Source organism: Kitasatospora sp. NPDC059146, from assembly GCF_042786665.1.
Taxonomy (GTDB): domain Bacteria; phylum Actinomycetota; class Actinomycetes; order Streptomycetales; family Streptomycetaceae; genus Kitasatospora.
In genome coordinates, this window is record NZ_JBHZCY010000018.1 from 89691 (window position 1) to 102734 (window position 13044).

Consider the following 13044-nt stretch of genomic DNA (forward strand, 5'->3'; position numbering starts at 1 on the left):
GACGGGCAGCTGACGCCGGGCTGACCGTCGCCGACTCCCGGCTGCCTGCGCAGGCAGCCGGGAGTCGGCGCAGGCCCGCCGCGCCGGGCGGGCCCGCCGGTGTCGTCGCCGCCCTGGCGCTACCGGTGCAGGACGGTGCCGCCTCCGATGACCCAGAAACCGGCCGGGACGGTGCCGCACCGGGTGACCTCGGTGTGCCTCGTGGGGTCGGTCCGTTCCCAGCCGACCCGGCGCTCGCCGTGCCCGTCGGCCGGGTAGAAGGTCAGACCGGCCTCGGGGTGCTGCCCGGGCTGGAAGGGCTGCGGCTCGCCGCCGAGCGGGGTGAGCACCATCCGCGAGATCGGCCCGGTCACCGTGACGGCGCCGTCCGCGTCGACGGTCAGACAGTCGACGTCGAACTCGGCCCGGATGGTGCCGTCCTTGTCGAAGACGTGCTGCACCACGGCGTGCCCCCGGGCCCGGCCGTCGACCGTACGGGCGCTGACCTGCGCGGTGAGCCGCTCGCCGGGGTTGGCGCCCGGGCCGTGCTCGTTGAGCAGCGTCCAGCCGCGCAGGGCGAGGTGCCCGGCCGGTCCGGCGGTCGCCGCAGCCGCGGCCGCAGGTACGGGTACGGCCGCGGGCACAGCGGCGGGCGCGGCGCCGGCGGTGCCGGCCGTCCCGGCGGCGAGGGCCGTGACGGCGGTGGCGAGCGCGATGGCGGCGGTGAGCTTGCGCATGGTCGATCCTTCGATGCGTCAAGGGAGTTCGGGCTGTTGCCCGACCCCTCCAAGCTCCCAGCCCACCACCGCCCGCGGCCTCCGCCCCGGGGAGGGACCGGCTCCCCCCGGTGGGGGAACCGCGCCTCCTCCGCCCGGCCCACCGCAGGACGCCGGGGCCGTACGGTGACGGCCGCACGCGGTCACCGCGCCGCCCTCACCGCACGGCCCGGCGTATCGCCTCCAGGGCGAGCGCGGCCGCGGCCAGGGCGGCGGCCAGCCCGGCGACCGCCGCCGGGGCCGGGGCGCGGTCTCCGGAGACGCCCAGGAAGTCCAGCCCGGAGACGTGGTTGACCATCCCGTACCAGAGCATCGGGTAGACGGTCTGGAACAGCCGGGGTCCACGGCTGAGGCTGCCGCAGAGCAGGGCCAGGGCGGGCACCAGCAGCGCGCCCGCCACGGCGCCCAGCGCCGCCCGGGACTGCCCGGCGGCGGCGAGCCGCAGGGCCGGCACGGCCGTCACCGCCAGTGCCGGGACGATCCCGGCGAGCAGCCCGGCCAGCCCCCGGCGCAGCGGGGACGGGCAGGCGGCGAGCAGCTGCTCGGTGCTGCCGCCGCCGGCGCGGTGGCCCATCCGGGCCCAGAGCGGAATCGGCCAGAGCATCGCGAACGGCAGCACCGCGTGGCTCGGCCCGTCCGGTGCGACGGCCGCCGCGGCCACCGCGAGCAGGGCCGCCCCGGCCCACCAGAGCCGCTGCCCCCGCACCAGGATCCGCAGCTCCCCGAGCAGCGCGTCGAAGCCGATCCGCCCCTGCCGGGGAGCGGCCGGTCGGGCGGGCCCCAGGGCGAAGCCCGCCGGCTCGGCGGCGACGCCGGGGCCGGGGCCGATGGTCCCGCCGCCCGCCCTGCCTGGCCGCGCCCGCCCGGTGCCCCGCCGGGCCGGATCCCCGTCGAAGCGCCGGAACCAGAGCGCCCCGACCAGCGCGATCCCCACCGCCGCGCCGACCAGCAGCACCCCCGTGGCCGCTGGTCCGCCTGCCTCGCCGGGCCCGAGCCCGGGCCAGTCGAAGGTGCCGAGCACCCGGTTGTCCGCCGTCAGGCCCACGCCGAACTCCACCCCGGCGACCGGCCGCCCGCCCGCCGCGAGCGACTCCCGGATCGAGGCGGTGATCCGCCGCATGCCCAGCAGGTCCGGCCCGCCGCCGGCCTGCGCGCCGAGCACCGTCACCAGCCAGACCGCGAACCAGACCGCCGCTCCCAGCCCGCCGCGCAGCCCGGGCACGGTGTCGAAGAGCACCGCGCACCCGGCCACCGCCGCCAGCAGCGGCAGTGTGATCAGGACGTACGGCAGCAGCAGCCGCACCGCGTCCACCCGGCCCGAGTCTCCCTTGACCAGCTGCACCGCGAGCGCCGTCCCGGCGAGCGCGAGCAGCATCGAGCCGAACAGCAGCAGGTTGCCGACGAACTTGCCCGTCAGGTAGCCCGCCCGGCTGAGCGGGGTGGCGGCGAGCAGCCGACCGACACCGCTCTGCTCGTCCCGCCCGATGCCGCCCCGGGCGATCCCGAAGCCGGCCAGCGAGAGCCAGACCGCGCCGCCGAGCGCGGTGACCGTCCCCACGTAGCCGCTGGTGTAGCGGCCGTGCAGGTCGGTCACCTGGAACACTTCCCAGCGGGAGTCGCCCACCGGCGCGGCGAGCAGCCCGAGCGCGAGCGTGCCGAGCAGCACCACCAGGTAGCCGGGCCGGCGCCGGCGCTCCCGGAAGTCGGCCAGGGCCAGCGCCCCGATGCGCGTCACCACGCCCTCACCGCCTCCGGCTGCCCGGGCCCGGTGCGGTCGGCGGTGAGCAGCAGGTAGGCGTCCTCCAGCCGGGGCGGTACGGGCCGCGCCCCGGGCGCGGGCGCCTGCCGGGAGAGCACCCGGGCCCGGACGCCCTCCGGGGTGCGGGTGGTGGCGCCGACCGGGAAGCGCGAGCGCAGCGCCGGGAGCCCGTCGGCCGCGACGGTCAGCTCCCAGACGGAGCCCTCGGCCCCGCGCAGCAGCTCCTCCGGACTGCCGTGGTGCAGCAGCCGGCCGCCGCCCATCACCGCGATCCGGTCGGCGGTGGCGGCGACGTCCGGGACGATGTGGGTGGACAGCACGACGATCCGGTCGGCGCCGAGCCCGCTGAGCAGGCTGCCGAAGCGCAGCCGCTCCTCCGGGTCGAGCCCGACCGTGGGCTCGTCCACGATCAGCAGCGCCGGGTCGTTGAGCAGCGCCTGGGCGATGCCGACCCGTTGGCGCATCCCGCCGGACATCGCGCCGAGCCGCTGCCCGGCCGCGCCGGTGAGGTTGACCAGGTCGAGGAGCTGCTCGATCCGGGCCGCGGCGGAGCGCCGCCGCAGCCCCTTGGCGGCGGCCAGGTAGGCGAGGAACTCGCGGGCGGTGAGCTGCGGGTAGACGCCGAAGTCCTGCGGCAGGTAGCCGACGGCGCGGCGCAGCGGCCCGGGCCGGCGGGCGATGTCCACCCCCTCCCACAGCACCCGCCCCGAGGTGGGCCGGGTGACCGTGGCCAGGATGCGCATCAGGCTCGACTTGCCGGCGCCGTTGGCGCCGAGCAGGCCGAGCACGCCGGGCCGGAGCGTCAGCGAGAAGGAGTCGACCGCGCGTCTGCCGCCGCGGTACTCCTTGGTGAGGTCGAGGATCTGGAGTTCGGTCACGCCCTGAATGCTTCCGTCCGGGCCGTGCCCGCACATCTGCCGTTCGGCAGATATCCGGCGGCTTCCGGCACCGGATCACGCCGGAGAACGCCGGAGGGGTGTGCCGTTCGGCACACCCCTCCGATCATCTGATGGCAGATCAGATGTCAGTCCTCGTCGCCGAAGTCGCCCTCGACGTCGCCGCCGAGGTCGCCCCCGGCGTCACTCCCGTCCGGGGTGCCGCTGATCGCGTACCCCTGCCGGCGCGCCTCGTAGCAGGCCACCGTCGCGGCCGCCGAGACGTTCAGCGAGCCGACCCGGCCCAGCTGCGGCACGAACACCACCTGGTCGCAGAGCTCCAGCGCCTCGGGCGTGATCCCGCGGTCCTCGTGCCCCAGCACGAAGGCCACCGCGGGGGTCAGCCCGGCGGCGAACATCGGCACCGCGTCGTCCGCCAGCTCCAGCCCGACCACCTTGAAGCCGTCGGCCTTCGCGGCCGCGACCGCCTCGGCGACGGTCGGGAAGTGCTCCACCTTCAGGTACTTGTCGGTGCCCATCGCGGCCTTCTGCGCGCCGGACGAGCGCACCGACGGGGTGTCCCCGGTCAGGTACAGCTTCTCGGCGCCCATCGCCGCCCCGGTGCGCACCACCGAACCGACGTTGAACGGCGACTGCAGGTTCTCCAGGATCATCGCGAGCCGGAACTCGTTGCTGCGCCGCCAGGTGCGGTGCAGTCGCTTCAATTCGGTCCCGCGCAGCTGCTTCACGACGTCGTTCCCCGTCCACTCTCGGTGCCCTCGCCCGCTTCCGGGCGGGGCCGCGCTTCCAGAATCCGGAACCCGTTGACCGACGCGACCCGGGAGGTCGGGTAGCCCTGCTCGTTGAGCCACTTCTGCAGCGAGTCCGAGCCCAGGTGCTTCTGCACCACGAGGAACGCCGAGCCGTCCGGGGTCAGCCGGCCGAGCCAGTGGGTCAACAGCCCGCGCAGCTCGGCCTTGCCGATCCGGATCGGCGGGTTGGAGTAGATGGTGGCGAACCGGAGGTCCTCGGGGACCTCGTCCGGCAGCGCGGCCTGGACGTTGCCCAGCCGCAGGGCCTCCGCGTTCAGCCGGACCAGCTCCAGCGCGCGCTCGTTCACGTCCACCGCCCACACCGGGAGCCGCTTGCGGCGGGTCGCCCAGGTCAGCGCGATCGGGCCGTAGCCGCAGCCGACGTCCAGGATCGGGCCGCGGACCCGCGGCGGCGGGGCGTGCTCCAGCAGGACCCGGGTGCCCTGGTCGAGTCGGCCGTGCGAGAACACCCCCGCGTCGGTGGTGAGTTCGAGGGTCAGGTCCGGGAGCGAGACCGTGATCGGCCGGCGCTCGCTGGCGACCTCGGGCGCACTGGAGAAGTAGTGCGAGCCGGACATGGGTTCCCCGTCGTTCGTAAGGGCCGTCATGGTCAGGCCGTCGTGCGGATGGGCCTCGGGGCCCACCGGGTGGGTGCGGGACGGCCCTGGGTACGGCACCGATCGTACCCCCGGCGGCCTGCGGGGCGTTCCGCCCGGCCCCGGGGGGACGGGCCCGCGGGCGGGCCCCGGACCGGTCGGCGCGGCCGCCCGGGCGGCGTCCGGGCGGCGTCCGGGGCGATCGTCGCGCGGAACGCCTCCGGAGCCGGGCGGGCGTGGTCGGGGCCCGGACAACACGCCGGAGCGCCCTCGGCACGTCGCGTCCGCGCGCCCGGCGGCGGATACTGCGAGTACCGCCATCCGGGCCCTGGGAGCCTCCCGACAGTGAGGACGGACGCCATGCCGCAGAATCACGAGGACTACCTGATCGACGAGGCTGCCGAGACCGTCGAGCCCGACGACGCAGCGACCGACGGCGACGAGTACGACGAGGTCGCCGAGCGCCGGGCCGTCGGCGGGGACCCGGCCACCGACCTCGCGGACGCCGCCGAGCAGAGCCGGGTCGTCCAGCTCGACGAGGACGAGTACCGGGAGTAGCGGCAAGCGCCCACCAGCACTCACCGGCCCCCACCGGCCCCCGCACGCCCCACCCGCCCCCACGCGCCCCCTACAGCGCCTTGCGGCCCTACAGCGCCTTGCGGCGCTGCAACCAGGTCATCGCCGCCCAGCCCGGCAGCACCGGCAGGATCAGCGTCAGCAGCCGGAACAGCGCCACCGCCGCCAGCGCCCCGCCCTCCTCCATCGACGCGGTCTGCTGGAGCCCCAGCAGCAGCGCCCCGTCCACCGCGCCGACCCCGCCCGGGGTCGGCGCTGCGTTGCCCGCCGCGTTGCCCACCAGGAACACCACCGCCACCGCGGCGAAGGACGGTGCCCGGCCGATCGCCAGGGCGCAGCAGTACAGGCAGGTGATCAGGCAGAGCGACACCGCCAGCTGTCCGGCCACCCCCACCGCCAGCCGCCCCGGATTGCGCAGCAGGTCCAGCAGCCGCGGCAGCACCTCGGCCGTCAACGGCCGCAGTCGCGCCGCCAGCCACCGCCGGGCGGGCGGGATCGACCACACCACCACCAGCAGCACGGCCGCCACCACCAGCCCGCCGACCACGGCCGGCAGCGCCGCCAGCTCCGAACCGCCCGGCTGCGCGTCCACCAGGTAGACGAAGGCCCCCAGCTGCAGCAGGTGCAGCACCAGCCCGATCAACTGCCCCACCCCGACGCTGGACAGCGCCTGCGCGGTGGGGATGTTCGCCCGCTGCAACAGCCGGGTGTTCAGCGCGATCCCGCCGACGCCCCCGGGCGACACCAGCTTCACGAACGCCCCGGCCAGCTGCGCCAGCACCACGTTGCGGAAGTTCAGCCGCTCCGGCACGAACCCGACGAACCCCATCGCCGCCGCCACGTGGCTCAGCCCCGCGGCCAGCACCGCCAGCGCCATCCACCACGGATCGGCATCGGTCAGCGCCGCGATCGGGTTGTCCTCCACCGCGAAGAACTGCGGGATCAGCAGCACCCCGGCCACCACCCCGCCCGCCACGGCGAACAGGGTCCGCGGCCGCAACCGCTCCAGCCGCACCGGCCGCCCCACCACCTCCGGGCGCCCGCGCGACACCTCCGCCCGGATCTCCTCCAGCAACCCGCCGGACACCCCGGCCTCCGCCCCGGCCGCGGAGCCGGCCTCCGCGGCCGGGCCGACCCGGCCGACCGCCGGAGCGGCGGACGACCGGGTGGGGACGGCAGCGCTGCCCGAGCTGCCGTCCGGGACCACCGGCTGCCCGGTCTGCTGCCCACCGCCGGCCGCGTCGCCCGGCGCCTGCCCGCCCGGTGTCGACGCGCCCGGTGTCGACGCGCCCGGTGTCGACGCGACCGCACCGTGGCCGCCCCCCTCCGGGGCCTCCGCCCCCGCCCCCGCCGGACCGGCGCCCGGGCGGCGCTTGAGCGCCTGGCGGGTCGAGCGGGCGAGGGCGATCGGTTGGAGGAGGGGGAGTGCGGCGCCCAGGGCGTCGCGGCCGAGGACGGTGGTGGCGGTGCGGACGGCGCGGTCGGCGCCGGCCCGCAGGGCGAGGGTGGTGAGCAGTTGGACGACGTCGCAGCGCAGGACGAGTTCGCTGGCCGCGATGTCGCCGTCGGCGAAGTCGACCAGGTGGACCGCGCCGGTGCCGTCGACCAGCAGTGAGGACGGGACGAGGGCGCGGTGGGCGATCTCGCGGCGCTGGAGCAGGGCGAGCTGGCCCCAGGCGTCGGTGAGGAGCCCGTCGGTGATCTCCTCGTCGTCGAGCCGGTCGAGGGTGCGTCCGGCCAGGTGCTCGTACGCGATCAGGGCGGTGTCGTGGCCGAGGCCGGCGGTGGCGGCGATCCGGCGGGTGCGGACGTCGGCGGCGAGGGCGGCGTAGGTGACCAGGGCCTCGTGTTCCAGCCCGGTGCGCGGTGAGCGCAGGGCGCGCGGGTGGGGGGCGGTGCGCAGCCGCAGGCGGCGCCAGGCGCGCTGGACGGCGGCGGCGGTGACGGCCTGCCGGTCGAGCAGTTGGACGTCGAGTTCGGGCCGGTCGTCTGCCTGCCGGACCCGGTAGCGGTCCGGTCCGGCGGGCAGTGCCTCGACCGGTCGCAGTCCGCTGTCGCGCAGGGCGCGGAGCACTTCGCCGGGCCGGGGCCGCGGGTCCGGGGTGCCGACGGCGTACAGGGTGCCGTGGGCGCCGGTCCAGCCGATGAGCAGCCCGAGCAGCAGGGCGGTGGGGGTGGCGTACCCGCCGGCCAGTCCGGCGAGGCCGGAGAGGGTGAGGACGGCCCAGGGCAGGCGCCGTTCGCGGCTGGCGGAGGCGGTCATGAAGGCGAGGACGGGCGCCAGGTAGCCGTAGACGGGTTCGGTGTGCGCGAGCGCGTCGGCGGGCAGCCGCTGGGTGAGGGCGGTGAGCAGTGAGGCCGGGGCGAGGTCGTCGGCCCACAGGTCGAGGGCGAGGGTGGCGCCGTACGCGATGACGGCGGCGAGCAGCCCGTCGGAGACCTGCTGGAGGGCGCGCCGCCGGTCGGGGCCGAGCAGGCGGCGGACGGCGAGGCCGACGGGCAGCAGCAGGACGGCGGCGGTGGTGAGCCCGCCGGCCAGGTTCGCCAGCGGCCTGGGGACCAGCGCGGCGGCCCCGGCGACGTCGGCGGCGATGCCGCCGGTGGTGGCGCGGGCGTAGTCGGCGAGCAGCAGGGTGAGCGCGATCGTGATCAGGCCGGTGAGCAGCCGGATCAGGGCGACGGGCTGTCGGACCCGGCCGGCCTCGGCCAGCGGGCGGGCCCGTCGCCGCCGGCCTCCCGGGCCTCCCGGTCGGCCGGGTGCGGCCCTGTCGGCATGCCGCTGCCCGGGTATCTCCCCGTCGCTGTCCGGTCGTCCGGCCGGGGTGGTGGTGCCGCCCCCGCCGGTGTCGCCGTTCGTTCTCCCCGTCACGATCGCCACGGGTGGCATGCTCCCATGCCGCCCGTGGGCCGGGGGCGCGGGTTCGGCGCCCCCGCCCCGCCCCCGTCGCGCCCCGGCCCCCCGTCGCGCCCCGCCCCTGTCGTGCCCCGCCCCCGTCGCGCCCCGGGCCCGCCCGCGTCACGCCTGCCGGGTCGGCAGCACCACCTGGTGGCGCAGGTTGACGTGCCGGGGCCGGCTCACGGTGTAGGCGATGAGGTCCGCGATGTCGTCCGCGCCGAGCGCCGGGATCGCGGCGAACAGGCCGCCGAGCTGTTCGCGCAGCACCGGGTTGTCGATGTGCTCGCCGAGTTCGGTCTCGGTGAGGCCGGGCTCGACGGCGCTGACCCGGACGTCGCGCGGGCCGAACTCGGTGCGCAGGGCGGTGGAGAGCTGGGTGAGGGCGGCCTTGGTGGCGCCGTACACCGCGTAGTCGGGGAAGGAGACGTGCGAGGCGATGGAGGAGACGTTGACCAGGTCGGCGGTGCGGCCGTCGGCGGCGGCCGCGGTGAGGTCGGCGGTGAAGGCGCGGACGATCCGCAGGGCGCCGGTGAGGTTGGTGTCGATCATCCGGGTCCATTCGTCGATCCGCCCGTCGGCGAGCGGGTTGGCGAGCATCACCCCGGCGTTGTTGACCACCAGGTCGACCGGGCCGTAGGCGGCGTGGACGGCCTTCGCGGCGGCGTCGACCGAGGCCTGGTCGGTGATGTCGGCGGTGACGGCGAGGGCCTGCCCGCCGGCCGCGGCGATCTCGGCGGCGAGCGCGTCGATCCGCCCGGTGCGGCGGGCGAGCAGGGCGACCCGGGCGCCGTTCGCGGCGAGCAGCCGGGCGGTGGCGGCGCCCATGCCGCTGGCGGCTCCGGTGACGACGGCGGTGCGGGTGGCGAGGGCGGGGTAGCTCATCGGGGACTCCTGGAGGGGTTCGACCTGCTGACGTCAACCACTCTGCGGCGCCGCCGCGCGCCTACCCAGGGCCACGTTCTTCCCGGGTCCGCGCTTTCCGGGAAGTCCCTGCCCGGGAAGTCCCTGCCTGGGAAAGGCAGTACCACCCTCGGGCCGTCGCCCCAGGGCTACCCTGCCTGGCATGGAGAACACCCTGGGGGACTTCCTCCGCTCGCGCCGGGCCCGGATCCAGCCGGAGGAGGTGGGCCTGCCCGCGCACGGCCGCCGCCGGGTGCAGGGCCTGCGCCGGGAGGAGGTGGCGCAGCTCGCCGGGGTCAGCGTGGACTACTACATCCGGCTGGAGCAGGGCCGCGGCGGGAGCGCCTCGGACGCGGTGCTGGACGCGGTCGCCCGGGTGCTGCGGCTGGACGGGGCGGAGACGGCGCACCTGCGGTCGCTGAACCGCCCGCCGAAGGAGGCGCCCGCCCGGGTCCGCGGGGACCGGCGGGTCCGCCCGGGGACGCGGCTGCTGCTGGACCTGATGGCCGGGGTGCCGGCCTTCGTACTGGGCCGCCGGATGGACGTGCTGGCCTGGAACGCCCTGGGCGACGCGGTGAACGGCTTCTCCGAGCGCGCCGCGGCCGGAAAGCCCGGTGCGCCGCTCAACCAGGTCCGGGACGCCTTCCTCGACCCGGCCGCCCGCACCCTGTACCGCCAGTGGGACGCCGTCGCCGCCGAGACCGTCGCCCAGCTGCGCCGGGACGCCGGGCTGCACCCGGACGACCCGGCCCTGGCCGCCCTGGTGGGCGAACTGTCGGTGCGCAGCGAGGAGTTCCGCCGGCTCTGGGCCGACCACCTGGTGCGGGAGAAGACCAGCGGCGTGAAGCTGCTCCGGCACCCGCTGGTCGGCGACCTCGACCTCGGTTTCGAGACCCTGGCCGTCCAGGGCTCGCCGGACCAGGTGCTGGTCGCCTACACCGCCGCGCCGGGTTCGCCCACCGCCCAGAGGCTGGCCCTGCTGGCCAGTTGGACGGCCGCCGGCCCGGTTCCGGAGCCCGCGGAGCGTGCGGAGCCCGTGGAGTCCGGGGACGGGTCCTGAGCGAACGGTCTGAGCGGGCGGCCCGGCCGGAGCCGTCATAGCCTTCGAACATGACCGCCTGCGAAGACCTCGCCATGGCCCCCCGGGACATCGAGCCCGCCCCGCCCACCGACGGCTGCGCGGACTGCCTGGCCGGGGGCAGCCGGGACTGGGTGCACCTGCGGGTCTGTCTGGACTGCGGCCACATCGGCTGCTGCGACAACTCGCCGCAGCGGCACGCCACCGCGCACTTCCACAACTCCTCCCACCCGGTGATCCGTTCCTACGAACCGGGGGAGGACTGGCGCTGGTGCTACGTCCACGAGGTCATGGGCTGAGCCGGCCCCCGACCGCTCCGGTGGCACCGGCCCGTCGACCGGATAAAATCCGGACATAACACCCGAGCGGCCCCTCGGCCCGGCATCCGTCCGGCCGCGGCCGCCGAAGGGAGGCCGACGATGACCAAGCGAACCGCGGGCAGCACCGCCCAGCTCCGCAAGGGCACCCAGGAACTGCTGGAACGCCGGGGCATGGCGACGATGCCCGGCCGGCTCGGACCGAAGCCCGCCTTCGGCGCGCTGTCCGCCACCGGGAGCCCGACCGGCGACGTCTTCCGCCACGGCGGGCGGGACGCGGCCTCCGCGATGCCGCACGCCGCCCCGGCGATGCACGCGGAACTCAAGGGGCACCGCCACCGCGGCGCCGAGAAGCACTCGGCCCACTGAGCCGGCCCCGCGCCGACGACGCACCCCGCTGACCGGCCGACTGTCAGTGGGGTGCGATACGTTCGAGCCGTTCACCAGGACGCGGCGGGGCGCCCGGAACGCACAGGGCGCGCCGGGGCGGACGGAACGCACGAGGCGACGGGGGCGCACCATGACCGACGTGACCACGCAGGAGCCGGTGGAGCTCCAACTGGAGCGCCACCGCACCGAACTCACCGGCTACTGCTACCGCATGCTCGGCTCGGTCTTCGAGGCCGAGGACGCGGTGCAGGAGACCATGGTCCGCGCCTGGCGCGGGCACCGGGGCTTCGAGGGCCGCTCGGCGCTGCGCTCCTGGCTGTACCGGATCGCCACCAACGTCTGCCTGGACGCGCTGAACGGCCGCAAGGGCCGGGCCCGCCCGATGGACCTCGCCGGTCCGGTGACGGTGGCCACCGCGAGCGACGTCCGGCTGCCCGAGGTGACGTGGATCGGCCCCGCGCCGGACGGCCGGGTGCTCCCCGAGACAGGGGACCCTGCCGAGGTGGCCGCCCGGCGCGAGTCGGTGAAGCTGGCCTTCGTCGCCGCGCTGCAGCGCCTCGCGCCCCGGCAGCGGGCGGTGCTGATCCTGCGCGAGGTGCTCGGCTGGAAGGCCGCAGAGGTCGCCGAACTGCTCGGCGTCACGGTCGCCTCGGTCAACAGCGCGTTGCAGCGGGCCCGCGCGGTGCTCGCCGCGGACGCCTCCGCCGCCCGCCCGGCCGCCGCACTGGACGAGGCGCACCGCGCCCTGCTGGAGCGCTACGTCCGCGCCTTCGAGGCGTACGACATGGACGGCCTGACCGCACTGCTCCACGAGGACGTCACGCTCAACATGCCGCCGTACTCGATGTGGCTGCGGGGGGCGGCCGAGGTCCGGGCCTGGATGCTGGGCCCGGGGCACGGTTGCCGGGGCTCCCGGCTGCTCCCGGTGACGGCCAACGGCGGTCCGGCCCTCGCCCAGTACCGGCCGGGCCCGGCGGGCGGGTACGCGCCGTGGGCGCTGGTCGTGCCGGAGGTGTCGGACGGCCGGATCACCGGGCTCACCAACTTCCTCGACACCGACGTGCTCTTCCCGCTGTTCGGCCTCCCGGCCCGGCTCCCGGCCGAGTAGGCCGTGCTGCTCGGCGGGCGTGGCGGCCGCGCCCCGGTGGCAGAGTGGGGGCGACCGAACCGCCCTGCCCCAGGAGGAACACCGTGACGGCTGAGCCCTTGAGATCCCGCGAGGAGTGGCTGGCCTCGCTGCCCCGGATCTACGCGGCGGCGGGCTGCCTGCTGCGCGACGAGTCCGGCCGGATCCTGATCGTGAAGGCCGGGTACCGCGAGCACTGGCAGTTCCCCGGCGGGACGATCGACCTCGGGGAGGGCCCGGTCGAGTGTGCCGCGCGGGAGTTGGAGGAGGAGACCGGCATCGTCAAGGAGGCCGGCGACCTGCTGGCCATCTCCTGGACCCACCCCTCGAACGAACTCGACCACCCGGCCCAGCACTTGATGTTCGACTTCGGCACCGTCCCGGACGGCACCCCCGTGACCGTCCCGGCCGGCGAGCTGGACACCCACCGCTGGGCCCCGCTGGACGAGGCTCTGGAGCTGCTCGGCCCGGCCCGTTCGGCCCGGCTGCGGGCGGCCCTGGAGGCGGCCGCCGACGGCCGGGTCCGGATCGTCACCACCCACGTCTCCGGCTTCTAGGCCGAGCTGCCGAAGTGCCGTGCCCCGGAAGGGAGTCCACCCCGGGGCACGGTCGGTGGGCCGGTCCTCACCGAGCCCCGGGGTCGGCCTCCCGGGCGGCGATCAGGGCGGCGACGGCCTCCGAGACGAAGGTCTCCGCCTCGGTCTTGTCCACGTTCAGCCCGGCGAGCACGCCCTTCCCGTTCTCCAACTCCAGGAGGGCGAGCAGGATGTGCTCGGTGCCGACGTAGTTGTGCCCGAGCTTGAGCGCCTCCCGGAAGGTCAGCTCGACGGCCTTCTTGCCCTGGGTGGAGTACGGGATCAGCGCGGGCACCTGCTGCTCGACGGCGGTCGGCAGCGCGGCGGTGGTCGCCGTCCGGACGGCCTCCGGGGTGACGCCCTGGGCGAGGAGCGCCTTGAGCCCGATG

14 protein-coding genes are annotated in these 13044 nt (G+C 76.3%); 6 read left to right on the forward strand and 8 right to left on the reverse strand.

The window, feature by feature from the left end:
- Nucleotides 1–119 precede the first annotated feature (119 nt).
- From ACFXPX_RS11165 to ACFXPX_RS11185, 5 genes are all read right to left on the reverse strand, one after another.
- Entirely contained in the window at nucleotides 120–716 is a 597-nt protein-coding gene (locus tag ACFXPX_RS11165; protein ID WP_380529413.1) for a hypothetical protein, read from the reverse strand.
- A 196-nt stretch (nucleotides 717–912) separates the two neighbouring features.
- Nucleotides 913–2493, reverse strand: a complete 1581-nt coding sequence (locus tag ACFXPX_RS11170) for an ABC transporter permease subunit (RefSeq protein WP_380640737.1) — start codon at nucleotides 2491–2493, stop codon at nucleotides 913–915.
- Complete coding sequence (locus ACFXPX_RS11175) at nucleotides 2487–3392, reverse strand: ABC transporter ATP-binding protein (RefSeq protein ID WP_380640739.1); 906 nt, start codon at nucleotides 3390–3392, stop codon at nucleotides 2487–2489. Before ACFXPX_RS11175 ends, ACFXPX_RS11170 begins: the two co-directional genes overlap by 7 nt.
- Nucleotides 3393–3538: 146 nt before the next feature.
- Nucleotides 3539–4138: a TrmH family RNA methyltransferase gene (locus ACFXPX_RS11180; protein ID WP_380529407.1), complete on the reverse strand. Its 600-nt coding sequence runs from the start codon at nucleotides 4136–4138 to the stop codon at nucleotides 3539–3541.
- Entirely contained in the window at nucleotides 4135–4779 is a 645-nt protein-coding gene (locus tag ACFXPX_RS11185; protein ID WP_380529405.1) for a class I SAM-dependent methyltransferase, read from the reverse strand. Before ACFXPX_RS11185 ends, ACFXPX_RS11180 begins: the two co-directional genes overlap by 4 nt.
- A 378-nt stretch (nucleotides 4780–5157) precedes the next feature.
- Here ACFXPX_RS11185 and ACFXPX_RS11190 point away from each other — a divergent pair, with 378 nt between their 5' ends.
- Complete coding sequence (locus ACFXPX_RS11190; protein WP_375887489.1) at nucleotides 5158–5355, forward strand: hypothetical protein; 198 nt, start codon at nucleotides 5158–5160, stop codon at nucleotides 5353–5355.
- Between the two features lie 88 nt (nucleotides 5356–5443).
- Here ACFXPX_RS11190 and ACFXPX_RS11195 read toward each other — a convergent pair whose 3' ends face one another.
- Together ACFXPX_RS11195 and ACFXPX_RS11200 are read right to left on the reverse strand one after the other, a co-directional pair.
- Nucleotides 5444–8251: a lysylphosphatidylglycerol synthase domain-containing protein gene (locus tag ACFXPX_RS11195; RefSeq protein ID WP_380640741.1), complete on the reverse strand. Its 2808-nt coding sequence runs from the start codon at nucleotides 8249–8251 to the stop codon at nucleotides 5444–5446.
- Nucleotides 8252–8389: 138 nt separating this feature from the next.
- Nucleotides 8390–9151 (reverse strand): SDR family oxidoreductase, encoded by a 762-nt coding sequence (locus ACFXPX_RS11200; protein WP_380529402.1) that lies wholly within the window; start codon nucleotides 9149–9151, stop codon nucleotides 8390–8392.
- A 181-nt stretch (nucleotides 9152–9332) separates the two neighbouring features.
- On the opposite strand from ACFXPX_RS11200, the gene ACFXPX_RS11205 reads away from it, so the two are divergent.
- The 5 genes from ACFXPX_RS11205 (at nucleotide 9333) to ACFXPX_RS11225 (ending at nucleotide 12637) form a co-directional block, all read left to right on the forward strand.
- The gene (locus ACFXPX_RS11205) at nucleotides 9333–10229 is read left to right on the forward strand and encodes a helix-turn-helix transcriptional regulator (protein WP_380640743.1); all 897 of its coding nucleotides are present in this window, start codon (nucleotides 9333–9335) and stop codon (nucleotides 10227–10229) included.
- A 50-nt stretch (nucleotides 10230–10279) separates the two neighbouring features.
- The gene (locus ACFXPX_RS11210; protein ID WP_375887480.1) at nucleotides 10280–10546 is read left to right on the forward strand and encodes a UBP-type zinc finger domain-containing protein; all 267 of its coding nucleotides are present in this window, start codon (nucleotides 10280–10282) and stop codon (nucleotides 10544–10546) included.
- Nucleotides 10547–10666: 120 nt separating this feature from the next.
- Nucleotides 10667–10933 (forward strand): hypothetical protein, encoded by a 267-nt coding sequence (locus tag ACFXPX_RS11215; RefSeq protein WP_380640745.1) that lies wholly within the window; start codon nucleotides 10667–10669, stop codon nucleotides 10931–10933.
- 151 nt (nucleotides 10934–11084) lie between these two features.
- Nucleotides 11085–12062, forward strand: a complete 978-nt coding sequence (locus ACFXPX_RS11220; RefSeq protein ID WP_380640747.1) for a sigma-70 family RNA polymerase sigma factor — start codon at nucleotides 11085–11087, stop codon at nucleotides 12060–12062.
- An 83-nt stretch (nucleotides 12063–12145) separates the two neighbouring features.
- Complete coding sequence (locus tag ACFXPX_RS11225) at nucleotides 12146–12637, forward strand: NUDIX domain-containing protein (RefSeq protein ID WP_380529396.1); 492 nt, start codon at nucleotides 12146–12148, stop codon at nucleotides 12635–12637.
- A gap of 67 nt (nucleotides 12638–12704) precedes the next feature.
- On the opposite strand, the gene ACFXPX_RS11230 is transcribed toward ACFXPX_RS11225, so the two are convergent.
- Nucleotides 12705–13044: Clp protease N-terminal domain-containing protein (locus ACFXPX_RS11230; protein WP_380640749.1), on the reverse strand; the 340-nt coding region annotated here is incomplete at its 5' end.